General features: G+C 71.2%; 21 protein-coding genes and 3 pseudogenes. 10 read left to right on the top strand and 14 right to left on the bottom strand.

Features of this window, described 5'->3' with window-relative positions; all coding sequences use genetic code 11:
• Positions 1 to 9 precede the first annotated feature (9 nt).
• The 3 genes from EXE46_RS05390 to EXE46_RS05380 form a co-directional block, all read right to left on the bottom strand.
• A complete protein-coding gene (locus tag EXE46_RS05390; RefSeq protein ID WP_137687462.1) occupies positions 10 to 243 on the bottom strand; it encodes a DUF2892 domain-containing protein in 234 nt (77 codons plus the stop codon).
• Positions 240 to 1,937, bottom strand: coding sequence for a cryptochrome/deoxyribodipyrimidine photo-lyase family protein (locus EXE46_RS05385; protein ID WP_137687461.1), 1,698 nt, complete (start codon positions 1,935 to 1,937; stop codon positions 240 to 242). The genes EXE46_RS05390 and EXE46_RS05385 overlap by 4 nt, the downstream gene beginning before the upstream one ends.
• Positions 1,938 to 2,030: 93 nt before the next feature.
• Positions 2,031 to 3,143, bottom strand: coding sequence for a hypothetical protein (locus EXE46_RS05380; protein ID WP_137687460.1), 1,113 nt, complete (start codon positions 3,141 to 3,143; stop codon positions 2,031 to 2,033).
• Between the two features lie 102 nt (positions 3,144 to 3,245).
• Between EXE46_RS05380 and EXE46_RS17700 the strand changes: the two are divergent.
• Positions 3,246 to 3,669, top strand: a pseudogene (locus EXE46_RS17700) (hypothetical protein).
• A gap of 69 nt (positions 3,670 to 3,738) precedes the next feature.
• Here EXE46_RS17700 and EXE46_RS05370 read toward each other — a convergent pair.
• The 6 genes and pseudogenes from EXE46_RS05370 to EXE46_RS05345 all read right to left on the bottom strand — a co-directional run bounded on the left by EXE46_RS05370 (position 3,739) and on the right by EXE46_RS05345 (position 10,065).
• Positions 3,739 to 4,611, bottom strand: coding sequence for a sulfurtransferase (locus tag EXE46_RS05370; RefSeq protein ID WP_137687459.1), 873 nt, complete (start codon positions 4,609 to 4,611; stop codon positions 3,739 to 3,741).
• Positions 4,612 to 4,750: 139 nt separating this feature from the next.
• Entirely contained in the window at positions 4,751 to 5,173 is a 423-nt protein-coding gene (locus tag EXE46_RS05365) for a universal stress protein (protein ID WP_137687458.1), read from the bottom strand.
• Positions 5,174 to 5,242: 69 nt separating this feature from the next.
• Positions 5,243 to 6,232, bottom strand: a complete 990-nt coding sequence (locus EXE46_RS05360; RefSeq protein ID WP_137687457.1) for a Gfo/Idh/MocA family protein — start codon at positions 6,230 to 6,232, stop codon at positions 5,243 to 5,245.
• A 130-nt stretch (positions 6,233 to 6,362) separates the two neighbouring features.
• Positions 6,363 to 6,731, bottom strand: a pseudogene (locus EXE46_RS05355) (GNAT family N-acetyltransferase); the annotation flags it as partial.
• Positions 6,732 to 6,877: 146 nt separating this feature from the next.
• Positions 6,878 to 8,126, bottom strand: a pseudogene (locus EXE46_RS05350) (TIGR00300 family protein).
• A 37-nt stretch (positions 8,127 to 8,163) separates the two neighbouring features.
• Positions 8,164 to 10,065 carry a site-2 protease family protein gene (locus tag EXE46_RS05345; RefSeq protein WP_137687455.1) on the bottom strand — a complete coding sequence of 634 codons (1,902 nt, stop codon included), beginning with the start codon at positions 10,063 to 10,065 and terminating at the stop codon, positions 8,164 to 8,166.
• Between the two features lie 103 nt (positions 10,066 to 10,168).
• On the opposite strand from EXE46_RS05345, the gene EXE46_RS05340 reads away from it, so the two are divergent.
• Together EXE46_RS05340 and EXE46_RS05335 are read left to right on the top strand one after the other, a co-directional pair.
• Positions 10,169 to 10,672 (top strand): DoxX family membrane protein, encoded by a 504-nt coding sequence (locus EXE46_RS05340; RefSeq protein WP_137687454.1) that lies wholly within the window; start codon positions 10,169 to 10,171, stop codon positions 10,670 to 10,672.
• Positions 10,673 to 10,738: 66 nt separating this feature from the next.
• Positions 10,739 to 10,978 (top strand): hypothetical protein, encoded by a 240-nt coding sequence (locus EXE46_RS05335; RefSeq protein ID WP_137687453.1) that lies wholly within the window; start codon positions 10,739 to 10,741, stop codon positions 10,976 to 10,978.
• A 30-nt stretch (positions 10,979 to 11,008) separates the two neighbouring features.
• Here the strand turns inward: EXE46_RS05335 and EXE46_RS05330 are convergent, their stop codons facing one another.
• The 3 genes from EXE46_RS05330 to EXE46_RS05320 form a co-directional block, all read right to left on the bottom strand.
• Positions 11,009 to 12,688: a methyl-accepting chemotaxis protein gene (locus tag EXE46_RS05330; RefSeq protein WP_137687550.1), complete on the bottom strand. Its 1,680-nt coding sequence runs from the start codon at positions 12,686 to 12,688 to the stop codon at positions 11,009 to 11,011.
• A gap of 200 nt (positions 12,689 to 12,888) precedes the next feature.
• On the bottom strand, positions 12,889 to 13,872 hold the full coding sequence (locus EXE46_RS05325) for a 5,10-methylenetetrahydromethanopterin reductase (protein ID WP_137687452.1): 984 nt from the start codon (positions 13,870 to 13,872) through the stop codon (positions 12,889 to 12,891).
• Between the two features lie 18 nt (positions 13,873 to 13,890).
• Positions 13,891 to 14,646 (bottom strand): coenzyme F420-0:L-glutamate ligase, encoded by a 756-nt coding sequence (locus EXE46_RS05320; RefSeq protein ID WP_137687451.1) that lies wholly within the window; start codon positions 14,644 to 14,646, stop codon positions 13,891 to 13,893.
• Positions 14,647 to 15,080: 434 nt separating this feature from the next.
• On the opposite strand from EXE46_RS05320, the gene EXE46_RS05315 reads away from it, so the two are divergent.
• Both EXE46_RS05315 and EXE46_RS05310 read left to right on the top strand, forming a co-directional pair.
• Positions 15,081 to 15,584, top strand: a complete 504-nt coding sequence (locus tag EXE46_RS05315; protein ID WP_137687450.1) for a DUF367 family protein — start codon at positions 15,081 to 15,083, stop codon at positions 15,582 to 15,584.
• Between the two features lie 106 nt (positions 15,585 to 15,690).
• The gene (locus EXE46_RS05310; RefSeq protein ID WP_137687449.1) at positions 15,691 to 16,164 is read left to right on the top strand and encodes a redoxin domain-containing protein; all 474 of its coding nucleotides are present in this window, start codon (positions 15,691 to 15,693) and stop codon (positions 16,162 to 16,164) included.
• A 443-nt stretch (positions 16,165 to 16,607) separates the two neighbouring features.
• Here EXE46_RS05310 and EXE46_RS05305 read toward each other — a convergent pair whose 3' ends face one another.
• Positions 16,608 to 16,970, bottom strand: a complete 363-nt coding sequence (locus EXE46_RS05305) for a DUF5518 domain-containing protein (protein ID WP_137687448.1) — start codon at positions 16,968 to 16,970, stop codon at positions 16,608 to 16,610.
• A 137-nt stretch (positions 16,971 to 17,107) separates the two neighbouring features.
• On the opposite strand from EXE46_RS05305, the gene EXE46_RS05300 reads away from it, so the two are divergent.
• From EXE46_RS05300 to EXE46_RS17030, 4 genes are all read left to right on the top strand, one after another.
• Positions 17,108 to 19,531 carry a cation-translocating P-type ATPase gene (locus tag EXE46_RS05300; RefSeq protein WP_137687447.1) on the top strand — a complete coding sequence of 808 codons (2,424 nt, stop codon included), beginning with the start codon at positions 17,108 to 17,110 and terminating at the stop codon, positions 19,529 to 19,531.
• Positions 19,532 to 19,596: 65 nt separating this feature from the next.
• Positions 19,597 to 20,583: a hypothetical protein gene (locus tag EXE46_RS05295; RefSeq protein ID WP_137687446.1), complete on the top strand. Its 987-nt coding sequence runs from the start codon at positions 19,597 to 19,599 to the stop codon at positions 20,581 to 20,583.
• A 109-nt stretch (positions 20,584 to 20,692) separates the two neighbouring features.
• The gene (locus EXE46_RS05290; RefSeq protein WP_137687445.1) at positions 20,693 to 20,992 is read left to right on the top strand and encodes a hypothetical protein; all 300 of its coding nucleotides are present in this window, start codon (positions 20,693 to 20,695) and stop codon (positions 20,990 to 20,992) included.
• Positions 20,993 to 21,115: 123 nt separating this feature from the next.
• Positions 21,116 to 21,292 carry a hypothetical protein gene (locus EXE46_RS17030; RefSeq protein ID WP_199234110.1) on the top strand — a complete coding sequence of 59 codons (177 nt, stop codon included), beginning with the start codon at positions 21,116 to 21,118 and terminating at the stop codon, positions 21,290 to 21,292.
• A gap of 52 nt (positions 21,293 to 21,344) precedes the next feature.
• On the opposite strand, the gene EXE46_RS05285 is transcribed toward EXE46_RS17030, so the two are convergent.
• Complete coding sequence (locus EXE46_RS05285; RefSeq protein ID WP_137687444.1) at positions 21,345 to 22,412, bottom strand: type II glyceraldehyde-3-phosphate dehydrogenase; 1,068 nt, start codon at positions 22,410 to 22,412, stop codon at positions 21,345 to 21,347.
• A 184-nt stretch (positions 22,413 to 22,596) separates the two neighbouring features.
• Here EXE46_RS05285 and EXE46_RS05280 point away from each other — a divergent pair, with 184 nt between their 5' ends.
• On the top strand, positions 22,597 to 23,547 hold the full coding sequence (locus tag EXE46_RS05280; protein ID WP_137687549.1) for an aminopeptidase: 951 nt from the start codon (positions 22,597 to 22,599) through the stop codon (positions 23,545 to 23,547).
• Positions 23,548 to 23,716: the final 169 nt, after the last annotated feature.

The following is a 23,716-nucleotide window of genomic DNA, read 5'->3' as shown; positions in this document are numbered from 1 at the left end:
GTCGATCGCTCACCGCGACCCGCCGGCGTCGGCGGGACAGGTGTCGACGCCGAGCAGGCTGTACAGGCCGCAGGTGCCGGTCGCGGCGGTCGCGAGCATCGCGAGCGCGACGACGCCCAGCACCGGCGCCGCGAGGACCGGAAGCGGAACTGCGCCCGCGAGCGTCGCTATCGACGCGAGGCCGGCGACCGCGCCGACGACCGTCCTGACGCGCTTGTCCGTCGCACCGATGTTCTGGTTCATAATTCACAATACGGCACACTAACGTATGAAGCTTTCCACGCGGCGGCGACGGCCCGAGGCGGGGCGACCCGGGCCGCCGAGTCACCCGAACTCGTCGAGGTCGGTCTGCGGGGACCCGCCGTCGCCGTCCCGCGCGCCGCTTCGGAGTCGCCGTGGTCGGCGGCGATCGACCGTGCGCTGCCGACACCGCCGGACAGCGACGCCCGGCGCGCGATCGCCTCGTCGCCGAGACGAGCCGCGGCCGCGCCGTGGACCGCGCCGTACCGCTCCCGGAACTCGCTGCGGGCCGCCTCGTAGTCGACGACCGGATACGGGTACTCCTCGCCGATCCGGACGCCGACCTCGCGTTGGACCGCGAGCGGCGCCTTCTCGGGCGCGTCGAGGTGCGCGGCGGGGATCGGGTCGAGCTCCGGCACCCACCGCGTGACGAACTCCCCGTCCGGGTCCTGATCCCTGACCTGCTTGCGGGGATTGTACAATCGCAGTCCGGGGCGGCCGACCAGCCCGCACTGCGACTGCCACTGCGTGTAGTTGATCGCGGGGTCGCCGTCGATCAGGTGTTCGTAGAAGTGATCGGCGCCGATCCGCCACGGCTGCTGGAGGACGTGGAAGAAGAAACTCGCGCAGAGCGCCCGCATCCGGAAGTTGAGCCACCCCGTCTCGCGGAGGCAGCGCATGCTCGCGTCGACCATCGGGAAGCCGGTCTCGCCGTCCTTCCACGCCGCGACGAGATCGGGGTCGTGACGGTCGCGGTTGAACCCCTCGTAGACGGGGTTCACCGCCCGGTCGAGCCACCCCGGCCAGTCGAGCAGCTTCTGCGCGTAGTGGCGGTTCCAGAACAGCCGCGAGACGAACATCGACTTCCCGCGGCCGGCCGGGGCGCGCTCGTCGACCTGCCGGTGGACCTCGCGCACCGAGAGGCAGCCGAACCGCAGGTACGGCGAGAGCCCGCTCGTCCCGTCACGGGCGTCGACCGGCGAGGAGATGGAGCCGGGGTAGTCGGCGATACGCTCGGTGAACGCTCGGAGCCGTTCGCGGGCCGCCTCGCGTCCCCCGGTCGGGACGCGGGTCTTCGTCGGCTCAACGTCGTACGCGTCGGCGATCCCCTCGGGCGTGACCCCGGTCTCGACGCGCTCGACCGCGACCGACCGCGGGTCCCAGTCGAACGGGTCGGCGGCGAGCCACGACTCGACGCGGTCGCTCCAGTCCTCGCGCGGGCGGTCGGCGTCGCGGACGAGGCCGTCGCCCGCGACGAATTCGACGCCCAACCGCTCGCGGGCGCGCTCGTCCCGACGGCGCCCGTACCGACCGGTCGCCGTCGCGCTCGCGACGACGTCCCAGCCGGCGTCGACGAACCGCTCCAGCACGTCGATGGGGTCGCCGTGGGCGAACGTCAGCCCCGCGCCGCCGACGTCGCGGTACTGGCGGTCGAGGTCGCGCAGGCAGTCGTGGAGGAATTCGATCCGCGCGTCGCAGGCCGCGCCGCGCTCGCCGTAGAAGCCCGGGTCGAAGACGAAAATCGGGAGGATCCGGTCGGCCTCGCTCGCGGCCGCCGCGACCGCGGGGTTGTCCGCGATCCGCAGGTCGGCGCGGTGCCAGACGACGGTTCCCGTCGGTCGGCTCCCGTCGTCCAGCCCGCGGACCGCCTCGGCGCTCGGCGCGGTCGAGAGCGCGTCCGGGTCGGCCGACGCCATCTCAGTTTCCCGTTCGGCGCGTCGCGGCAAGGCTCTGTCGGCCACCGAACTCGGCGGCCGAGCCGGGGACGGTCCCGGGGGCCATTCGGGCGATCAGTCGGAGCGGTCCCGCAACCGGTCGATTCTCTCCCCGAGCGGCGGCCGACTCTTGAGGACCGTTCCGGGTCCACCGGTCGGGACGTCGAGGTTCTGCTCGGCCGCGACGCGTTCGAGCGCGTCCGCGACGGCACCCGGGCCGAGCCGCTCGGCGGCGTGGTCGTCCGCGCGCCGGATCGCCCGACGCGCGAGCCAGAGTGTCGGCAGCCAACCCGCCAGCGCGAGGGCGAGCACCGCGCCGATCGCGAGTGTCGAATCCGACGCGAGCGCCGCGGTACCGAGGACGACGAGTCCGAAGAGCGGACCGCGCTTGACCGCCCGGTAGTGGTGAGCGACGATACCGACGTTGACGGCCAGGAGCGCGCCCAGCGCGTCGTCGTCGAGCCGCCGGAGCGCGAACGTCGAGACGTAGAGGGTCCGCCGCATCGGGAGTCCGCGCAGCCGGATCTCGATGGTCTCGTCGGCGTCGGTCAGCACGCGAACGTCGGCCGCGGCGAGACCGACGCGTTCACCGAGGGATTCGAGGCGCTCGCGTTCCGCCGCGGTGGGTGCGCGATGCGACCGGGCGACGCGGATGAGGACCGGCGTCGCGACCGAGAAGACGGCCACGAGCAGGACGACGGCCACCGGCGCCGCCGCGAGGTCCTCGCCTCGTACGAGCCGCTCGAACGGGACGAACACGGCCGTCAGCATGACCGCGAGGACGAGCGCGAACCGGGCGACTCTGCGAACGGCGGTCGCCGTCGACAGCTCGACGTCCCGCGCCTCGCGGATCGCGGGGACCGTGACCGCGTAGGCGGCGAGCGTCACGCACCCCGCCGAGAGGAACAGCGCGAACTGCGCCGCGAGGTCGCCCGCGACCGACGTCACCGCCGGCGGCGACGAGCCGAGGAGCGGCGCCGCGAGGGCCCGTCGCGCGGTCGAACCGACGCCGGCGAGTCCGAACAGGAGGTACGCGACCCCGGCGACGGGGAGGAGGGAGACGAGCAGGCGGCGGAGCCAGACGGTCGGCGCTGAAGTACGGAGGGCGAGCCGGGCGGCGACCCAGTATGTCGGCAGCGCCGCGACGAGAAGTCCGAGTGCGGTTCCGAACTGGAGGGCGAGCGACATGGTAGCTCGTCTCGCGACACAACGGCGTAACGTATTCGATCTCCTTCACGAGCGCGCTCGGAGAAAGGCCGCCGGCTCCGCGGCGTCGTCACACGGCTGACGATGGCGCCGAGAGACGACGGCGCGAGTCCGGCACCCACAGACCGGTCAGTGTTGGGGCGGATAGGGGCTCGATGCTCCGGGAGTCGCACCGTCGAGTCGGCGGAGGTGGTCGAATCGGGGAACGCACACCTGCGCGTCGAGTTGTCTCGGGAGTACTACCCGTGGCCGCTCGCTTCGAGATTCGCTGGTACCGCAACGACGATTCGCCGTTCGCTACCAAGAGGACCACGGTGATACCGCGTGGAAGTGTCGACGGGATCGGCACCCGACCGCGCACAACTCGCGGGAACACTTCCACCCGCCGCCGGCAGCCGACCGCTCCGACGCGGAGGACGCCGAGCGGCCGTCGGACCACTGAGACGTGGTCCGCCTCGCGTTCGACCGCGTGGAGGACCGTATCGAGACGCTGTGGGAGCGACGGTAGTCGGTAGACGGCGCCCAAACGAGTCGCGTGTCAAAAAACGCTGCTGCGCTCAGCGGCCTCGAACCGCCCTTACTCGCCCGTCTCGATCGGCGCGCCGACGAGGTTCCCCCACTCGGTCCACGAGCCGTCGTAGTTCCGGACGTCGTCGTAGCCGAGCAGCTCGTGCAGGAGGAACCACTCGATCGACGAGCGCTCGCCGACGCGGCAGTAGGTGATCGTCGACTCGTCGCCGTCGACGCCGGCGTCGCTGTACAGTTCGCGGAGCTCGTCGGCGCTCTTGAACGTGCCGTCGTCGTTCAGCGTGGTGCCGATCGGGACGTTGCTCGCGCCGGGGATGTGGCCGCCGCGCTGGGCCGTCTCGTTGAGTCCCTCGGGGGCGATGACCTCGCCGGAGAACTCCTCGGGGGAGCGAACGTCGACCATCGGGATCCCCTCCTCGATCGCCTTGTCGATGTCGTCCTTGTAGGCGCGGACGCTCTCGAAGGGGCCGCGGGCCTCGTACTCGCGGGGCGTGAAGTCTGGCTCCTCGGTCGAGAGCGGGTAGTCGTTTTCGACCCAGTACCCCTTCCCGCCGTCGATCACGCGGACGTCGTCGTGACCGTAGTACTTGTAGATCCAGTAGCCGAACAGCGCGAACCAGTTCGGGACGCGGCCGCCGCCGTACACGACGACGGTCGTGTCGGCGTCGATACCGCCCTCGCCGTTTCGGGCCGCGAAGTCCACCTTCGAGACGATGTCGCGCTCCGTCTCGTCGGTGAAGACCTCGTCCCACTCGAAGTTCAGGGCGCCGGGGATGTGCCCCTCTTCGTACGGCGTGTACTCCGACTCGTCGGTGACGGTCGGGTTGTTGATCTCGACGAGCCGGAGGTCCGAGTCGTCGTCCTGGAACGCGTCGAGGTTCGATTCCACCCAGTCGGCGGTGACGAGTACGTCTTCGGACATCACCCGCGGTACGTCCCAACGACGCTTTGAACGCCCGATAATGGCGGTTCTTTCCGGCGCCTGTGACAGCCGGATCGCCGGGGGAAATCGTAGAAAACGGCCGCGTTGAGGTCGTTTTGTCGTTTTCTCTGTCTGACACCTACCGAATCACCGTCACGGGCACGTTCGCCTTGTCGACGACGCTCTTCGCGACGCTGCCGACGACCTGCTCGCGCTCCTCGGAGAGCCCGCGGTGGCCGACGTAGATCGCGTCGACCGACGCCTCGGCAGCGTACTCGGTGATGGCGTCGGCCGGCCGGCCAGTGAGAAGCTGCGTCTCGACGGTGATCGGCTCGTCGACCGTCTCCTCGGCGATTTGTCGGGCGCTGTCTAGGACGCCCTGTCCGGCCTCCACGGCGGCCTCCTCGCCCGGGAGGATGATCGTCCCGTCGACGAGTTCCGAGTCCGGCGTCAGCACATGGGCGATCTCCAGCGTCTCGTAGAACGCGACCGCCTGCTGCGCCGCGTACCGGACCGCCTCGTCCCCCTCCGTCGAGCCGTCGGTCGCAACGAGGTAGCTCATACGCGGAGGTAGCCGGGAGAGACACATAATTCCTGTCGGCGGTTCCCGGATCGCGACTCCGCGAGCGGGTCACTCCCAGTCGGCGTCGCTTCCGGGCCGGACGCGGTCGCCGTCGGACGCGTGGATCGCGTCGAGGATTTCTTGGACTCGCGCGGCTTCCGCGAACGAGACGAGGTCGCCGTCGTCTCCCTCGACCGCGTCCGCGAACTCGGTCAGGAGCGCGCGCACGGTGTCGCCGCGCTCGTCGACGAGGGTCTCCGCGTCCTCGCGACCGCGGTTCCGAACGAGCCGGTACCAGTGGGTCAGCGACAGCGACGCCTCGTCGCCGACGACGGTGATGCTGTTCTCCTCCTCGCCCTCGTGGTCGCAGAGCAGGTCGACCGTGCCGCGGACGCCGTCGGCCCGGAAGCTGCCGACGACGTCGTCCTCGTAGGTCTCGGGTCCGGAGTACCCGACGTCGGCCGAGACGGCCTCGACCGGGCCGAACAGCTCCTGAACCCCGAACAGGAAGTGGGTCCCGACCTCGCGGAGCGGGCCGCCCTGCTCGCGCGACTCCAGCCACGCTACGTCCTGCCACTCGCGGGGCCACTGCGGGAACCGGAACTGGAGCTCGACCCGGCGCGGCTCGCCGATCTCGCCCGCGGCGACCGCCTCCCGCAGCCGGACGAACCCGGGCGTGTAGCGGAACGGGAGGTTCACCGCGGTGACGCGGTCCGTCCCCTCGGCGAGCGCGACGAGCTCGCGTCCGGTGGCCGCGTCCGCCGCGATGGGCTTCTCGCAGATCACGTGCTTGTCGGCGGCGAGCGCGTCGGCGACCACCTCGCGGTGCGCGAGCGGGGGCACGCCGACGTAGACGGCGTCGAGGCCGTCGGTCTCGACGAGGTCCGTGTGGTCCGTCGTCGTCGCGGTGCGCTCGGTGCCGTGGTCGGCCGCGAGCGAGGCGGCGCGGTCCGCGTCGAGGTCGCAGGCGGCCGCCAGCTCGTACCGCTCGTGGTCGTCTATCGCGGCCGCGAGTCGGTTCCCGATGACGCCGCAGCCGACGATCCCGATCTGTATCACGGCCGTCGAGAGCGGTCGAACGGGCTTGTAGCTTCGGGAGTCGGGCCTGTTGGGGGCGGTTCGTCGGACCGGTTCGCGGGACGGCTTCCTGGGGCCGGCTCGTCGGACCGGTTCGCGGGCGACAGCCGGTTCAGGCGTCGTCCAGCGTCCGCGCCACCATCTCGCCCCACGGCGCGAAGCCGTGGCGATCGTAGAACGCCCTCGCGCGCTCGTTCTCGGCGTCGACGTCCAACACCAGTCGGTCGATCGGGAGGTCCTGGTCGGCCGCGAGCGAGAGCGCCGCGTCCATCAGGTCGTCGGCGACGCCGGTCCCCCGATGCTTGGGCGCGACGTACAGTTCGTTCAGCACCGCCGCGTCCCAGATCATCGCGGTGCGCTCGGGGAGGACGAAGACGTAGCCGACAACCTCGCTCTCGGAGCCTTCGGTCTCCCCGACCGCGACGGTCACGCACCGCGGATCGTCGGCGACGCACCGGTCCACCCAGTCGAGCCAGCGCTCTCGGTACGCGTCGGTGAGTTTCCCCTCGTAGGTCGCCGCCTTCCCGTCGCCCCCGGTGTTCTCGCCGAGGCCGCGCTCGAAGGCGAGCTTCAGGTCGTACAGGCCGTCCGCGTCGCGCTCGCGGTCGTATGGTCGGATGTCGACTGTCATGAATCGTCCTCTACCACGAACTCCGCGAGCGTCGGCACGAAGGTTCCGATGTCGGTGACCATCCCGACCGCCTGCGCCGAGCCGCGGTCGAGCAGCTGCGTGACGGTTGCGGGGTTGATGTCGACGCAGACCGTCTTCGTCGTCGAGGGGAGGCAGTTCCCGACGGCGACCGAGTGGAGCAGCGTGGCGAGCATGAGGACGATGTCCGCGTCGTGGGCCTGCTCGCGGATCGCGTCCTGCGCTTCCACCGCGTCGGTGATCGTGTCCGGGAGCGGGCCGTCGTCGCGGATCGACCCCGCGAGGACGGTGTTCACGTCGTTTTCGACGCACTCGTACATCACTCCCTCCGTGACGGTCCCCCTCCTCGACAGCGGCCTCGATCCCGCCCGCGCGGATGATCTCCGAGATCGTCCAGATGTGGTGTTTGTGCCCCTTCCGCGGGTGTTCGAGCGTCTCCACGTTCATCCCGAGCGACGTGCCGTAGATGGAGCGCTCCAGGTCGTGCGTGGCGAACCCGTTGCCCGCCGAGAGCGCGTCGACGTAGCCCGCGGCGACCAGCTCGGCGAGCGCGTCGCCGGCGCCCGAGTGGATCACGGCCGGCCCGGCGACGACCATCACGTCGCCGCCGTCCGCCTTCACCGCGCGCAGCTCGTCGGCGACCTCGCGGATCGTCGACTCGGAGGGGCGCTCGGCGGAGACGCCGCCCTGCATGAACCCGAACGCGCCGCCGCCGCTCCGCGGGCGCTCGGGCGGGTTCACCCGAATACCGGACTGATCGGTGGCGATCAGGTCGCCCTCCTCGACGGCGTTGAGGGTCTTGGTGTAGGCGCGGGGCCCGTCGTCGCCCTCGCCGCCGTCGGGCTCCACCACCAGCGCGCAGTCCATCTCGATCCGCTCGACGTCGATCCACTCGCCGTCGTACAACACCTCGGTCGGATGGTTCGTCGTCGAGTAGAAGTTCGGCGGCACCACCCTGTCCGCGGGCGCCGCGACGAGTTCCACTTCTGACGGGCTCTCCAACACCGCGCCGTTCTGGTGGAGCTCGTGGAGGATCGCCCGGAGCGTCTCGGGGTCGTCGGCGGTGACGGTCAGCCGGCAGTACGACTCCTCGGTCTCGTGTTTCCCGACGTCGAACCGCTCGACGTCGAACGAACCTCCAAGATCCATCACCGCGCCGAAGCAGCGCTGCATCGTGCCGCTGTCGATGATGTGGCCCTCCAGCTCGACCGTCCGCGAGTGCGTCATACGGAGCCGTCGCGTCCGCCGGGGAAACGCGTTTCCCTCAGATCAGCCCGAGCGCGGTGAGGATCTGGTTGCCGAAGATCATCGCGATCAGGCCGGCCAGCATCACCAGCCCGGACGACACCGTGATCGTCCGCACCGCGGCGTGTCTGTCGCTGATCGGGACCCGGCTGATGACCGCCTCGGCGACCATCCGGAGGATGCGGCCGCCGTCGAGCGGGAACGCCGGGAGGCAGTTGAAAAGCGCCAGCTGGATGTTGATCCACCCCGACCAGAAGAGGAGGTTCGCCAGCAGGAAGACGCCGCCGCCGAGCGCCGCCAGCGGCCCCTCGACGACGAAGAAGTTGGTCAGGCCGCCGGTGAACCCCGCGAAGTTGAACGGGAGCCCGAACAGGCTGCCGAGCGGGAGGATGAGCGCGACGAAGACGAGCCCGAGCGGCGACTCGGTGACGCCGCCGAACGGGGTCCCGTCGCCCGTCGCCTCGCCGCCGTCGCCGCCGAGGAGTTCGAGGTACGCGCCCGCGGGGTACTCGGTGATACCGACGTCGTCGAGCGCGAGCCCGCTCGTCCCGGGGAAGACGCTGACGCCGATGAACCCGCCGTCGCGGTTCGGGTGGGGGTCGAGCTCCACGTCGTAGGTGGTGCGCTCGCCGTCCGCGTCGTAGACGGTGACGGGGACGGTCTCGCCCGGGTCGCGATCGCCGAGGACCGCCGAGAGCGCCCCGTTGTCGACGACGCGCTCGCCGTCGACCGAGACGATCGTCAGCGGCTCGCCGAGGGCGGCGCCCTCGGCGTGTATCGGGCCGTCTTCCTGAACGCCGACGACGTACGCACCGACCGGCACGTCGGGGACGGTGACCGCCACTTCGCCGTCCGCCGTCTCGACGCCCGAGGCGTTCTCGGCGCCTGGTGCGTCGCGGACCTGGTCGATGACGCTCGCGTTGCCCGTCACCGTCAGCGTCGCGCGCTCGTCGCCGCCGACCGCGTCGAAGAAGTCTGACTCGGTCGCGACGGGCTCGCCGTTCACGGCGGCGACCGTCACCGGCCGCTCCCCGATCGTCACCCCGAGGGGGTTGCCGCCGGCGGAGCCGATCACCTGTAGCTCGCGGTCGACCGTCATCGTCTCCCGCGCGTCGCCGTCGTCGACGGTGAGCGCGACCGAGCCCCCGGCGTCGGCGATCGCCGACTCGAACTCGCCGGCGGTCTCGATCGGCGTCCCGGCCACCTCCACGATCCGGTCGCCCTGCGAGATGTCGGCCGCGGCCGCCGGGGAGCCGGGGTTCACCTCGCCGACCGCGTAGCCCGCGGCGGGCGAGATGGCGCCGACGACGGGGCCGAAGAGGAGCGCGAAGACGACGATCGTCAGCACCGTGTTCGCCGTGACGCCGGCCGCGAACATCCGGGCGCGGGCGCCGCGGGAGGCCGCTTGGGTCGCCTCCTCGTCCGGCTCGACGAACGCGCCGACCGGGAGCAGCGCGAAGAAGACGAGCCCCATCGACTCGATGTCGATGTCCTCGACCCGGCAGAGGAGGCCGTGCGCGCCCTCGTGGACCACCATCGCCACCGCGAGCCCGGCGACGATCTCGGGGGCGACCGACAGCGGGAGGAAGTCGTTGACACCCGGGATGATGAGGAAGTTCTGCGGCTGCTGGATCGCGGAGGGCTGCGCGTTCGTGAACGCCGACATCGCCGACGAGAGGATGAGCGCGAACGACGCCACCATCGCCACCAACGCCCCGCCGAGCCCGAGGTTGGCGACCGCGCGCCAGAACCGCTTCGGCGCCGCGAGTCGGCCGAGGAAGGCGCGCCCGCGGAGCGTCCGGAGGGTCAACACAGGCCCGGAGACCCTGAACGCGTCCGGGAGGATCCCCTCGTTCCGCAGCCACATCGCGACCGCGGAGTAGGCGAGGACCCCCGTCAGCACCCAGAACAACGTGTTCATTACGCCTTGGTTGGGTTCGGTCGTCCCTAAGGCGTTCGGTTCCCGGAACCCGGGCCGAGCGCCGCGCCGAGGACTGATACCCCTCCCGTCCGTGTGACTGGATATGACGGAGAGTGACCGATCGGAGCCCGATCGAACGGGGATCGACCGAGCGGAGACCGACCGAACGGGGACCGGCCGATCGCTCGCGCCGCTGATGGGCGCGACGTACGTCGTCGCCGGGATCGCGCACTTCCTGATCCCGAAGCGCTTCGCCGAGGCGATCCCGCCCGCGTTTCCCAACCCTGTCGGCCTCGTCTACCTCTCCGGAATCGCCGAAATCGTCCTCGGGATCGGCGTCGCGATCCCGCGGACGCGACGCGCCTCGGCGTGGGGGATCGTCGCGCTCCTCGTCGCGGTGTTCCCGGCGAACGTCCACCTCGCCCGGAGCGACACGCTGAACGACCTCGTCCCCGACCGACTCGTCGGGCCGGCGCGGCTCGCGGCGTTGATCCGACTGCCGTTTCAGGGCGTCCTGATCGGCTGGGCGCTCCGGTACGCGCGCGCCGACGAGGCGGAGTCGACGGCGGCGGGGGCGGAGCCGACGACGTCGGGTTCGGACGCGTAGTCGCGCGACCGTCGAGGTCCCGCCGCGAACTCAACACCCAAGTACCCCCCGGTCCAAACGCCGTCCATGATCGCGCTCATCGACTTCGTCTCCCGACTGGTCGGCGACGTCGGCCGATTCGTCGATATCTTCCTGAACGACCTGATCCTCGGCGCGGGCGATCCGCTGTCCGCGCTGCTCGTCGTCGTCGGACAGGTGCTACTCATCAGCGCCGTCGCCGTGCTGGGGTACGGCGCGGTCGGCGCGCTGCTCGGCGAGATCGGCGTGACGCTCCCGTCGCTCGGCGGTCGCGGTCGGTCGGAGTAACGCGGAGAGGGGGGTCGACGGCCCGGATTTTCAGTCGTCGTCGGCCACCGACCGCTGCTCCGGGCCGTTCCCCGGACCGCGGGGGGTACTCGCGGCGTCGTCCGCCCCGTCCGGCACCTCGAACTCGTTCAGCCGCGCGAGCAGCTCGTCGGACTGGTCCGAGAGGGTGTGAACCTGTCTCGTCACCTCGGAGACGGTCGCGGTCTGTTCCTCGGCCGCGGCCGCGACGGTCTCGGCCTCGGTCGCCGTCTGTCCGCTCACGGACGCGACTCCGTCGACCATGTCGACGACCTCCTGCGTCGTGCGCGCCTGGTCGTCGGTCGCGTCGCTGATCTCCTGGACGGTCTCGTCGACCGTCGTCACGTCCTCGACGACCCCCTCGAACTCCCGCAGCGTCGACTCGATCGTCTCGACGCCCTCGGCGACCTGTGTCTCCATCGCCTCGGCGTCGGCGGCGGTCTCCGCCGAGGCCTCTTGGACCGCCTCGATGCGCCCCGAGATCTCCGCCGCCGACTCGCGGGTCTCCTCCGCGAGCGACTTCACCTCGTCGGCGACGACCGCGAACCCGTCACCCGAGCCGTCGGCGCGAGCGGCCTCGATGGAGGCGTTCAGCGCGAGCAGGTTCGTCTCCTCCGCGATCTCGTCGATCACGGCCGCGATCTCGTCGATCTCGCCGACCCGCTCCGCGAGGTCGGTGACCGCGGCCGCCGTCTCGCCGATTCTCGTCTCCAGCGCCTCTAGCTCCGCGATCGCCTCGGCGGCCTCCTCGCGACCGGACCGGCCGCGCTCGGCCGCGTCGCGGGCGGTCTCGGCCGCGTCGTCCGCGCTCGCCGCGATCTCCTCGACGGTCGCCGACAGCGTGTTCATCTCGCCGGCGATCGCCTCCAGCTCGTCGGTCTGCGCGGCCGCGCCGTCGGAGATCTCTTGGACCGAGCCGGCGACCTCGCCGCTCGCGTCGTCGACCTCGTCCATGCTCGCGCGCACGTCGTCCGCGGTGCCGGCCACGTCTGCGGTGAACGCGCCGACGTCCGCGAGCGTCTCGCCGAGCGTCGCCACGAGCCGGTTGTAGTTGTCGACGAGCTCGGCGTACCGGTCCTCGTCAGTCGCCAGCGCGTCCGCGTCGATGGTCGCCGTGAGGTCGCCGTCCTGCGCGCGCGCCGCGGCGTCGCCGAAGGCGTCGACGAGCGCCTCCAGCTCGGCCGTGTAGGCGGCGAGGTTCTCGGCCATCTCGTCGAGCGACTCGCCGAAGGAGCCGGGGACCTCCTCGTCGAGCGCCGGGTCGTCGAACTCCTGCGCCGCGAGCGCCTCCGCCTGCGCGGAGACGGTGGTGAGGTAGCCGTGGACCTCGCCGAACGCGCCGACGAGACTCCCGACCTCGTCCGGCTGGGTCGGATCGAGGGCGTCCGGGGCCTCCTGCTCCGACCGGTCGGCCGCGTCGACGCCGTTCACCCCGTCTATCTCACCGGCGGCGATCGCCTCCGCCTCGCGCTCCAGCGCCCGTATCGGGGCGACGAAGTCGCGCCGGACGATGAGCAGCGTGTTGTAGATGGCGACGATGGCGCCGAGGAACAGGGCGCCGGAGACGACGTACGCGACGGTGCCCGAGACGAGGAACTGCGTGAGGAAGATGCCGACGGTGACGAGGAACTGGATGCCGACCGCCGTGACGACCTTGCGCTCTATCGACTCCGAGACGCCGAGCCCGTCCATCGTCCGCCACAGGAGGGCCTCGTACCGCCCGCGTCCCCCCGGGCGGCGTTGTCGTGTCGTGGACATGTGCGGACTTCGACGAGAACGGGTTATGAACCTCCCGCCCGCGTTATCACGCTCGATTCTCGATTGTCACGGCGCGGGAATCCGCCGACCGAGAGCGAACGCCGATCGGTTCGGGCGTCTCGCGGCGAGACGCCTCAGAACAGCCCGTCGACCGCCTCGCTCGCGAGGTCGACGGCGCTCTCCAACTCCGGGCCGAGCGGCGAGCCGACGACGAGCCCGTCGGCGTGCTCGGCGACGGCGGCAGCGCGCTCGCGGACGGCCTCGGGGGTCCCGGCCATACAGAACGCGTCGATCATCGCCGGCGTCACGCGCTCGAAGGCGGCGGAGAACTCGCCGGCGGAGACGCGCTCGCCGATCTCCGTCGCCGCGTCCCGGTCGATCCCGTGGCGCTTCAGGACCGGTGGGGCCGCGCCCGCAGTGATAAAGGCGACCGGCGGGCGGGCGGCCTCCCGGGCGGCGGTCGCGTCCTCGGCGACGGAGACGGCGGCGTAGGCGATGAGGTCGAACTCGCCCCGATGGTCGGGGCGGTCCCCGAGACCGTCGTCGACCTGCTCGCGGGCCCACGCGAGATCTTTGGGATGCGAGCCGTTGTACAGCAGTCCGTCCGCGTGCTTCGCGGCCATCCGGCACATATGGGGTCCCTCGCCGCCGACGTGAACGGGGATGTTCGCGCCCTGCGGCGGCTCGTAGTTGAGCCCGGCGTCCGCGGCGTCGAAGGTCCCCTCGCGGTCGACGCGCTCGCCGGCCCACAGCTTCTGGGCCGTCTTGAACGCCTCCAGCACGGGGCGGAGCCCGCGCTCGTCTTCCAGTCCGAGGTTCGACAGCGTCGAGGGGTCGCCGGGGCCGAGCCCGAACACGGCGCGGCCCCCGGAGGCCTCGTCGAGGGTGGCGACCTTCGAGGCGAGGGTCACGGGGTGGGTCTCGTAGGGGTTCGCGACGCCCGGACCGAGTCGGACCGACTCCGTGGCGGCCGCGAGCCGGGCGAGGAACGCCCACGGGTCGCGGTTGTTGTAGTGACACGTCGAGTAGACGGCGTCGTAGCCGGCCTCCTCGGCGCGGACGCCGAGGTCGACGAGGCGGGACAGCTCGTGTTCGGGGGTGAGTTCGATGCCGAGCATTGTGGGTGTGAGTCGTGGTTACGGCCGGTACTCCCAGTCGCGCAGCGCCTGCCGGACGAAGTCGCCTTCGACCTCGCGGAAGTGGCTCTCCGAGCCCTCGTGGTCGCCGAACGCCCAGTCGCGGACGACGACGACCGGGGTGCCGCCGTCGCCCTCGCCCGCGACGAGGTTCGCCGCCGCCGCGAGTTCGTCGATCACGTTCTGGACGGTGACGCCCATCTCGCGGCCGTCGCGGTCGCGTTCGCCGCGCCAGTCGCGGCTGGCCGGCAGCCCGGCCCATCCGATCGCGACCCCGCGCTGGCCGTGGCGGAACGGGCGGCCGCAGGTGTCGCTGACGACGACGCGGTCGGCGGCGACGCCCTCGCGGATGCGCGCCGCGCTCTCGGAGGGGCGCTCCGGGAGCAGCAGCAGGTCGCCGTCGGGGACGTTCGAGCGGTCGATGCCGGCGTTGACGCCGACGTGGCCGAAGCGGGTCGCGGTGAGGAGGAACGGCGCCTCGGTGATCAGCTCGGTGGACTCCTCGATGACGGCCTGCGCGAACCGCGGGTCCTTCTCTTCGCCCGCGATCTCGGCGAGCCGGTCGGCGACCTCCCTCGCACGCGGGCTCGCCGGGAAGTCGTCGAGGTCGTAGACGCGTCCCTCCGCCTTCGAGACGACCGTGCTGGCGACGACGACCACGTCGTCCGGCCGGAGGTCGACGCGCTCGTCGATCATGGCCGCCAGATCGTCTCCCTCCCGGATCTCCGGGAGGTCCGGAACCGCGAACAGCTCCATACACCGACCTGCGCGGCGACGAGGAAAAACCCCGCCGGTACCGGGCCGGCTTGACGGTATCCGGGGAGACGTGTGTGACGGAGCTCGACGAGTGCTACCCGCGATCGGCCGAGAGAGACGAGTTCGATCGTCCGATGTCGGACGTAACGCTCGAACTATCGGACGCGTATTAGGTGATAACAGAGATAACGAGTCATTCAGCCGAACGGTTTTGTGCGGCGAGACGCGACCGGAGCTTGCGATGTGTGAACAACTGACGGACATCGACCCCGACCCGATCGAAACGCGGACGCGCGTTCCGTCCGACAGCGACGACGACGAGCGGATCGTGACGCAGACCCGCGCCCCGTGAGGGGCGGCGGACCGCGGTTCCGCCCATTTTTTTTGTTCCCCCCGTCCGCACGGCTTATAGGCGACTCCGCCGAACCCGGGGTGTGGACCTCCACGTCCGGTACGAGGGCGACGACGACCCCGACAAGTGTACGGCCCGGAAGCTCGCGCGGTTCGACCTCGCCGAGCTTCACCGCTCGGACCGCGCGACGCCGTACGGGGTCGTGCTCAACCCCCACGCGGAGCGGGCGCTCTCGCCCGCGGACGCCGACATCGCCCGCGAGAACGCGCTGGTCGCGCTCGATTGCTCGTGGGAGTCGGCCGGCGAGAAGATGTTCTCGCTGCCCGGCGAACACCGAGCGCTGCCGTACCTCGTCGCCGCGAACCCGGTGAACTTCGGGCGCCCGATGAAGCTCACGACGGTCGAGGCGTTCGCGGCCGCGCTGGCCATTCTCGGCGAGCGCGACCACGCCGAGCGGATTTTGGCGAAGTTCACGTGGGGCGAGACGTTCCTCGAACTCAACGACGAGCCGCTCCGGCGGTACGCCGACTGCGAGGACTCCTCCGAGATCGTCGCGATCCAGCAGGAGTACCTCGACCGGGAGTGATCGCCGACCGCTCTCGGGCCGCCCGGCCCGAGACGCGCCGCATCGATACCGGCACCGAACGGGGTCGCGACAAGCCTTTTGGATGATTCGGCCGTACCAATTTGCGATGGTATCCACAGGCGACGCCGCACCCACGTTCACCGCGACGGTCGGGACGAGCGACCACGAGCCGTTCGACCTCGACGAGCAGCTCGGCGAGGGGCCGGTCGTGTTAGCCTTCTTCCCCGGCGCGTTCACGCCGCCGTGTACGAACGAGATGATCGCGTTTCAGGAGCGCGCCGACGCGTTCGAGGACGCGGGCGCGACGCTGTTCGGGATCAGCGCCGACTCGCCGTTCTCGCAGGGCGCGTTCCGCGAGGAGCACGGGATCGAGTTCGACCTCGTGAGCGACATGGCCGGCGACGCGATCCGCGCGTACGGGCTGGAGATGGACATCGCCGACCTCGGCCTCCACGGCATCGCCAACCGGGCGGTGTTCGTGATCGACGACGACGGCGAGATCGTCTACGACTGGGTCGCCGACGACCCGACGAACGAGCCGGACTACCAGGCGGTCCTCGACGCCGTCGAGAGCGCTTAAAAAGTAGCCGCTCGCGGAGTTGGCAGTTCCGGTGTCGTTCCGGTCATCCTTTTATAAAACGTTGCTGCCCCCGTAGTGACGGATCTCTCAAAACCCTCACCCGGCCAGTTATAAACTGCTGCCGGTGGATCAGCGGTGAACGCCTCCAAAGCCCCAGTCGGCTCCGGTCGAGGGCCTCGCTGCGCTCCTCGCTCACTCCGTTCGCTGCGGTGCTTACGTCGGCCGTCTTCCCGGAGCCGACTGCCCCTTTGAGTCCCACCCCGCACAGCAACCGCACCTCACACCTCCCCAACCTCGTCGCTCACTCTCCGCTTCGCTCCGAGTGAGCGACTCCCTCGCGCGGCGCTCCTCGCGGCCGCCTTCGGCGGCCACTCGGAGGCGCGCGCCAGTGACAAGGCTCCCGCTTTCGACTCTCTCACTGCCGACATTCCAGAAAAACGCGTTTACTCCCCCAGAACGCCGCCGACCGCGCCCGCGAGCGCCGAGTCGACCGCGAACAGGAGCGTCAGGAACAGCCCGACGACCAGCACTCCGGCGCCGCCGAGCAGGCTCCCGAGCGGGCCGCCGGCCAAGCCGACGAGCCCGCCGAACGCGGCGAGCAGCAGCGTGACGACGACGCCGCTCACCGACCCCGCCAGCAGGCCGTGCCAGAAGCCGGAGAAGAGCCCGCCGCCGGCGACGTAGCCCGCGACGAACCCGCCGATGAGCCCGGCGCCGACGTGACCGACGACCGGGACGAACGTCGCCAACAGCCCGGCGATCAGCATCACGACGAATCCGTAGCCGACCGCGCGCCAATCAGTCATGCGCCGGGGTAGCCGACCGAGGGGTAAATACTCGCGGGTGTTTTAGTATTCTAGAGTTTATTTTTAATAATATCTTATAAATCGGGCCGTGAGAATGGCAGTTGGATTAATAACTGTGTGGCGGATAGAGGCATCCAATGAGCGACTCACACGAATCGGACGGCCCCGGCCGCGGGGCGACTGTCCCTCCTAGCGACGGGCCGAGCGCGGACGCCGACGGCGCGCGGCTCCGGCTCGCGGTGCCGGAGATGGACTGCTCGTCGTGCGCCGGGAAGGTCGAGGGCGCGCTCGACCGCGAGGGCGTCCTGTCGGTGGACACCCGACCGACAACTGGCGTCGTCGTCGTCACGTACGACCCGGACCGGACCGACGTCGAGGCGCTGACGGCCGCGGTCGAGGGCGCCGGCTACGCGGTCGCCGACGCGGAGTCCGACGGCGTCGCCGACGACCTGTTCACGAGCCCGCGAGCGATCGCGACCGCGGTCGGCGGCGTCTTCCTCGCGGTCGGGCTCGTCCTAGAGTGGCTGCTTCCCGGCCTCGACCCGACGTTCGCAACTGTCGAGGGCGTCGGCTTCCTCGGCCCGTGGGCCGTCACCGGCGCGTCCGTCGCGTACCTGCTCGCGGTCGCGGCCGCCGGGCCGCCGATCCTCCGGAACGGCTTCTACTCGCTGCGCGGGCTGAGCCTCGACATCGACCTGCTGATGAGCGTCGGCGTCGTCGCGGCGCTGCTCGTCGACCTCCCGTTCGAGGCGGCGACGCTCGCGGTGCTGTTCTCGGTCGCCGAGCTGCTCGAACGCTACTCCATCGACCGGGCGCGCACGTCCCTCCGCGAGCTGGTGGAGCTGTCGCCCGACGAGGCGGTCGTGATCCGCGACGGCGCGGAGGAGACGGTCCCCGCCGAGGCGGTCGCGGCCGGCGAGCGGCTGGCGGTGCGCCCCGGCGAGCGCGTCCCCCTCGACGGCGTCGTCCGCGAGGGCTCCGGCGCGGTCGACGAGTCCCCGATCACCGGCGAGTCCGTCCCCGCCGAGAAGGCGCCCGGCGACGAGGTGTACGCCGGCTCGATCAACGAGGAGGGATATCTGGAGATCGAGGCGACCGCCCCCGCCGAGGAGTCGACGATCGCGCGCGTCGTCGAGCTCGTCGAGGCCGCGAACGGCGAGGAGACGCGCGCCGAGCGGTTCGTCGACCGCTTCGCGAGCGTCTACACCCCGATCGTCGTGGTCGGCGCGGTCGCCACGGCGGCGCTCGGGCCGATCCTCGTCGGCGGCGGCGCGGAGACGTGGTTCGTCCGCGGACTCACGCTGCTCGTCGTCGCGTGTCCGTGCGCGTTCGTCATCTCGACGCCCGTCAGCGTCGTCTCCGGGGTGACGGCGGCCGCCCGCAACGGCGTCCTGATCAAGGGCGGCGAACACCTAGAGGCGGCGGGCGACGTCGACACCGTCGCGCTCGACAAGACGGGGACGCTCACGCGCGGCGAGCTGTCGGTGACCGACGTGGTCCCCCTCGGCGGCCGCGACGCGGACGACGTGCTCGCGTGCGCGACCGCCCTCGAACGCCGGAGCGAACACCCGGTCGCGGCGGCGATCGTGGCGCGGGGCGAAGAGACCGGCGCCGGGAGGCCAGACGGCGCCGAAGGGGCGACCGACGGCGTCGACGTCGCCGACTTCGAGGCGCTCGCGGGCGAGGGCGTCCGCGCGGACCTCGACGGCGAGACCCACTACGCCGGCAAGCCCTCGCTGTTCGAGGAGCTCGGCTTCGACCTGAGCCACGCCCACGTCCGCTCTGACGGCGGGACGGTGCGCGGGGCGAGCACCGCCGGCGGTTCGACTGCCGTCGCCGACCCCGAGTCCTGCGACCACGGCGAGTACCTCGACCTGACGAGCGAGACGATCCCCCGGCTCCAGAGCGAGGGGAAGACGGTCGTCCTCGTCGGGACCGAAACGGAACTGGAGGGCGTCATCGCCGTCGCGGACACGGTCAGGCCGGAGGCCGCGTGGGTCGTCGACCGGCTCCACGATCTCGGGATCGACCGCGTCGCGATGCTCACGGGCGACAACGAGCGCACCGCGCGGGCGATCGGCGAGTCGGTCGGCGTCGACGAGGTGCGCGCGGAACTGCTTCCGGAGGAGAAGGTCGACGCGGTGCGCGAGCTGAGCGACGAGACGGAGGGCGGCGTCGCGATGGTCGGCGACGGGATCAACGACGCCCCCGCGCTCGCGGCCGCGGACGTGGGGATCGCGATGGGCGCCGCCGGGGCCGACACCGCCATCGAGACCGCGGACGTGGCGCTGATGGCCGACGACCTGACGCGGCTCCCCTACGTCGTGGACCTCTCCTCGCGCGCGAGTTCGACGATCCGGACGAACATCGGCGCCTCGCTCGCCGTGAAGGCGCTGCTCGCCGCGGGCGCTCCGCTCGGCTACGTGAGCGTCGCGATGGCCGTCGTCGTCGGCGACATGGGGATGAGCCTCGGCGTCACCGGGAACGCGCTCCGGCTCGGGAGCGTCGAGCCCGCGGAGCCGCCCGAAGCGGACAGGGAGGCCGACGGGTCGGGCGCGTAGCGGCCCGGACACCGCGACGGCGACCCGCCCGCACGTTTATGCCGAAACGACGGTAACGGGCCGGTATGCCCTCCGAGAGCGGGACCGCCGGCGACGCCGTTGACGGCGCGACCGTCGACGACGCGACCGTCGATGATGCGACCGTCGATGATGCGACCGTCGAGAGCGACGGGCCGGCCCGCGACGACGAGAGCCGCGCCGTCGAATGGGGACCGGTGCGATACGACCGGCTCAGGTCGCTCGGGACGGGCGCGACGGTGACGATCCTCGGTGGCGTCGCCGTCGTCTTCGGTGCCATGGGGGTCGCGTTGGTGACGGACGCGGTCCGCGGGAGCGGTACCCTCCCGAGCGTGGACGGCGGGACGGTCGCGCTCGGCGTGGTGGTCCTCGCCGCGGTCCTCGTGGCCCTCGTGCCGACGCTGTACGCGGTGTATCACCAGTCGACGGCCGGACGCTGGTCGGTCGAGCGACTGCGCGACGGGGTGGCGTCGCTGCGCCCGGGCTGGACCGTCGCGGGTGCGGTCGCCGCGGCCGTGCCCTTCCTCGTCGTCCCCGCCGACTTTCTCACGTCGCTGTGGCCGCTGTTCTGGCTGGTCTGGTTCGTTCCGGCGGTCTCGCAGTCCGAGGGCGGCACCGTTCGACTCGATCCGGCGACGGCGACCGTCGAGCGGACGTATCCGCTCTACGACCGGACGCGCAGCGACGACCTCGGGTCGGTCGTCCGGACGCGGCGGATCGACCTCCCGTGGACGACCGTCTTCCTGCTCGCCTACCGCGGCAACGCGTGGTACCGGTCGACGCCGTGGCTGTTCGTCCCGAACGACCGCGCCGACGAGGTCGAATCGACGCTCGACGCGGTGCTCGCCGAGAGCGACGGGCCGGACCGCGCGAGCGTCCCGGAGCGGCTCACCCTCGCCGTGCTCGGGTCGTCCTCGCTTGTCGTCGGGCTGCTGATGGCCGTCGCGGCCGGCGAGGGGGCGGGCGGACTGGCGCTGGCGCTGCTCTCGGCGCCGTTTTCGTTCCTCTTTCTGGCGCTCGCCGCGCGGCTGTGAGTCGGTCGCGCGCCCGGCGGGGAGAACAGAACGCCCGGGCCGCGTCGGCGACACCGGATGTGACACCCCCTATCACGCGACTCATATACCCGCGGCGCCTAGCACGTCCATGGACAGACAGCGCCTCGAACGCGCGCTCGAAGCCGAGTTCGGCGGGACCGAGGCCGAGCGGCGCGCGGTCTCGCGGGCGGCCCGCGACCTCGTCGACTCCGGCCGCCCCTCCGAGGACCGCGGCCACGGACTGACCGTGACGGGGGTGATCGGTCACCTGGAGGACGCCCCGGACGACTCCTCGCTGGTCGAGCGGTGGAACTGGTGGATGGGCGCGCTCGACGCCGCCTACGGCGGCTACGACTACTTCACCGTGCGGTTCGTCGAGGACGACGAGGCGACCGGCCTCCGGCGGTAGCCCGGCGACCCGGACGACGACGGCGGTGACCCGAATCGGCCGAGAGCGACTCGGACCCGTCTACTTTCACTTTCACTCCGCGGATGGCTCGCTTATAGGGGCGTTCCGTCCGGAGAACCGTGTATGAGCGCAGTCACCGTCGACCGGCCGCGGTACGCGACGCCGACGCGCGTGGACGTCACCGACTGTCGAACCGAGCGCCTCCCGGACCGGATTCGGGCGAACCGCGTCGACGGCAGCGAGGTCCACCTCGAACGCCGGGGCGGACGGACGTTCCTCGTCACGCGACCGAGCGAGTGACCGCCGTCGACGGACGGTAGAACGGTTCGGAACGACGGCGGCGGCGAGGTCGTCAGTCGTCTGCCGGCAGTTCCGCGCGAGTGAGGTCGCCGTCGGCGAGCCGGCTGTCGAGGCCGACGCCGAGCGTCTCGTTCGTGCGCGCTATCGACTCCGCCGGATCGGCGTCGGTCGTCATCGCGCGGATCGCGTCGACGTTCTCGGGGACGACGTCCGCCTCTTGGTGGACGTTCTGGAAGAGGTAGAGGTCTCGGCCCGTGACGCTTATCGACTCCTCCCAGACGCAGTTCTCCCAGAGGTCGCCGCGGGAGCGCCCCGCGTCGGCCGCGTACTCCTTGAGTGCGCCCGCACCGTCGATACCGGCGGCTTCCGGGACGAGGAAGATCCGGCTCTCGTCGGCGAGCAGGTCGCGGACGGCCGCCGGGTCCGGCTCGGTCTCCAGGGTGACGTTGACGCTGTGTGTGTGCATCGCCGTCACGGGGGCCTTCAGCGCCGCGGTGTCGACCGTGATGTCGGGGAGGATCTCGTTGACGTCCGGGCCGTGGTGGGAGGGGACCGTCGCCGGGTCGGGGACGATGTCGTTTATCGGGCCGCGGTCGGTCTCGTTCGGGTCGCCGCCGCGGCGCACGAGCGTGACGCGCGCCTTCTCGACGCCGTACGCCTCGTCGAGGGGGGCGAGCAGCCGGGAGAGTGCGGTCGTGTTACACGAGACGACGCGGACGGAGTCGGCACCCTGGGCCGCCTCGAACCGGGCGCGCGCGTTGAACGAGGCATCGGCGACGGCGGCGTCCTCCCCGCCCTGAAAGATCGCCGGCGTGTCGTGGGCCTCGTAGACCGGTGCGTTGCGCTCGCCGACGCCGGACGGGGCGCAGTCGACGATCACGTCGACCGCGTCGAGCAGGTCGCCGAGGGCGCCCGCGAGCTCTACCCCCGCGGCCGCGAACTCGTCGGTGCGGTCCTCGACCGCCGCGTACAGGTCGTAGCCCCGGCGAGCCGCGGCCTCGACGCCGTAGTCCGGCGACGCCTTCGTCACGCCGACGAGCTCCATGTCGGGCTGGGCCGCGACGGCGTCCGCGACCCGCTTGCCGATCGTACCGTAGCCGTTGACGCCCACGCGTGTCATACGTCCCTGTCGCTCGGGGACTGGTATAATCTTTTCGAGCAACGCAAAACGAAATTAACTACCCCACGAGTAATCGATCCGTTAATTCGACGGCGAGCGACACCGGACGTAAATAATTCAATTACGGAATAGGGTTAAAACAGCGATGGCAAGGCCTAACGCCCGGCCGGGCGGAGAGTCGCACATGGTCGCCGACCTCTCCGACGCCGCGTCGACCGCGGTCGAACAGTGCCTGAACGTCGCCCCCGACGAGTCCGTCGTCGTCGTCACCGACGACGAGCGCGTTGCCGTCGGCGAGGCGCTGTACGCGGCCGCGAGCGCGGTCACCGACGACGCGACGATACTGCGATACCCGCCCGCGGACCAGCACGGGACGGAACCGCCGGCGCCGGTCGCGGCCGCGATGCGGGAGGCCGACGCCTTCCTCGCGCCGACGACGAAGAGCCTGAGCCACACCCGCGCCCGGGGCGCGGCCTGCGACGCCGGCGCGCGCGGCGCGACCCTCCCGGGGATCACGGAGGAGGTGTTCACGACCGGCCTCGACGCCGACTACGCCGCGATCGACGCCGCCTGCGACGACGTGCTCGACCAGGTGGCCGACGCCGAAGAGGTCAGGGTCACCGCGCCGGCAGGCACCGACATCACGTTCGGGATCGGCAAGCGCGAGTGGCTCGCCGACACCGGGATGGTCCGCGAGCCCGGCGACTTCTCGAACCTCCCCGCCGGCGAGGTGTTCGTCGCGCCCGAGACAGCGACCGGGACCTTCGTCGTCGACGGGACGATGATGCCCCACGGCCTGCTCGACGAGGGACAGACGCTCGCCTTCGAGGTCGAGGACGGGTTCGTGACCGAGATAGACGACGAGGCGATCCGCGCCGACGTCGAGGCGGCCGCCGAGGCGGTCGGCGACGCCGCGTACAACCTCGCCGAACTCGGCATCGGGACCAACGTCGGCGTCGAGGAACTGGTCGGCTCGGTCCTCTTAGACGAGAAGGCGGGCGGCACGGTCCACATCGCGATCGGCGACGACGCTGGCATCGGCGGCGAGACCGACGCGCCGCTCCACCTCGACGGCATCATCCGAGACCCCACAGTGTACGCCGACGGCGACGAGATCGACCTGCCGAGAGCGTAGGTGCGACCGACGCGGATACGGGAGCGTTTGATTATAAATAAAACTGCGGTGGCGCGTGCCTCCGAGCGCCCAGCGGGCGCGAGGAGCACGCGCGAGGGAGTCGGTCGCCGAGCGAAGCGACGGCGACCGACGAGGCTGGGGAGGCGTGAGGTGCGGGGCTGTGCGGGGC

This window comes from Halorubrum sp. GN11_10-6_MGM, assembly GCF_005435165.1.
In the GTDB taxonomy this organism is placed as follows: Archaea; Halobacteriota; Halobacteria; order Halobacteriales; family Haloferacaceae; genus Halorubrum.
The sequence above is the reverse complement of the archived record's forward strand: the minus strand, read 5'-3'. Positions and strand labels throughout refer to the sequence as shown.

What these genes read in the sequence shown, in the direction of transcription:
- EXE46_RS05390 (WP_137687462.1), bottom strand. Translation starts at nt 243, where the DNA reads ATGAACCAGAACATCGGTGCGACGGACAAGCGCGTCAGGACGGTCGTC.
- EXE46_RS05385 (WP_137687461.1), bottom strand. Translation starts at nt 1,937, where the DNA reads ATGGCGTCGGCCGACCCGGACGCGCTCTCGACCGCGCCGAGCGCCGAG.
- EXE46_RS05380 (WP_137687460.1), bottom strand. Translation starts at nt 3,143, where the DNA reads ATGTCGCTCGCCCTCCAGTTCGGAACCGCACTCGGACTTCTCGTCGCG.
- EXE46_RS05370 (WP_137687459.1), bottom strand. Translation starts at nt 4,611, where the DNA reads ATGTCCGAAGACGTACTCGTCACCGCCGACTGGGTGGAATCGAACCTC.
- EXE46_RS05365 (WP_137687458.1), bottom strand. Translation starts at nt 5,173, where the DNA reads ATGAGCTACCTCGTTGCGACCGACGGCTCGACGGAGGGGGACGAGGCG.
- EXE46_RS05345 (WP_137687455.1), bottom strand. Translation starts at nt 10,065, where the DNA reads ATGAACACGTTGTTCTGGGTGCTGACGGGGGTCCTCGCCTACTCCGCG.
- EXE46_RS05340 (WP_137687454.1), top strand. Translation starts at nt 10,169, where the DNA reads ATGACGGAGAGTGACCGATCGGAGCCCGATCGAACGGGGATCGACCGA.
- EXE46_RS05335 (WP_137687453.1), top strand. Translation starts at nt 10,739, where the DNA reads ATGATCGCGCTCATCGACTTCGTCTCCCGACTGGTCGGCGACGTCGGC.
- EXE46_RS05330 (WP_137687550.1), bottom strand. Translation starts at nt 12,688, where the DNA reads ATGGACGGGCTCGGCGTCTCGGAGTCGATAGAGCGCAAGGTCGTCACG.
- EXE46_RS05325 (WP_137687452.1), bottom strand. Translation starts at nt 13,872, where the DNA reads ATGCTCGGCATCGAACTCACCCCCGAACACGAGCTGTCCCGCCTCGTC.
- EXE46_RS05320 (WP_137687451.1), bottom strand. Translation starts at nt 14,646, where the DNA reads ATGGAGCTGTTCGCGGTTCCGGACCTCCCGGAGATCCGGGAGGGAGAC.
- EXE46_RS05310 (WP_137687449.1), top strand. Translation starts at nt 15,691, where the DNA reads ATGGTATCCACAGGCGACGCCGCACCCACGTTCACCGCGACGGTCGGG.
- EXE46_RS05305 (WP_137687448.1), bottom strand. Translation starts at nt 16,970, where the DNA reads ATGACTGATTGGCGCGCGGTCGGCTACGGATTCGTCGTGATGCTGATC.
- EXE46_RS05300 (WP_137687447.1), top strand. Translation starts at nt 17,108, where the DNA reads ATGAGCGACTCACACGAATCGGACGGCCCCGGCCGCGGGGCGACTGTC.
- EXE46_RS05295 (WP_137687446.1), top strand. Translation starts at nt 19,597, where the DNA reads ATGCCCTCCGAGAGCGGGACCGCCGGCGACGCCGTTGACGGCGCGACC.
- EXE46_RS05290 (WP_137687445.1), top strand. Translation starts at nt 20,693, where the DNA reads ATGGACAGACAGCGCCTCGAACGCGCGCTCGAAGCCGAGTTCGGCGGG.
- EXE46_RS17030 (WP_199234110.1), top strand. Translation starts at nt 21,116, where the DNA reads ATGAGCGCAGTCACCGTCGACCGGCCGCGGTACGCGACGCCGACGCGC.
- EXE46_RS05285 (WP_137687444.1), bottom strand. Translation starts at nt 22,412, where the DNA reads ATGACACGCGTGGGCGTCAACGGCTACGGTACGATCGGCAAGCGGGTC.
- EXE46_RS05280 (WP_137687549.1), top strand. Translation starts at nt 22,597, where the DNA reads ATGGTCGCCGACCTCTCCGACGCCGCGTCGACCGCGGTCGAACAGTGC.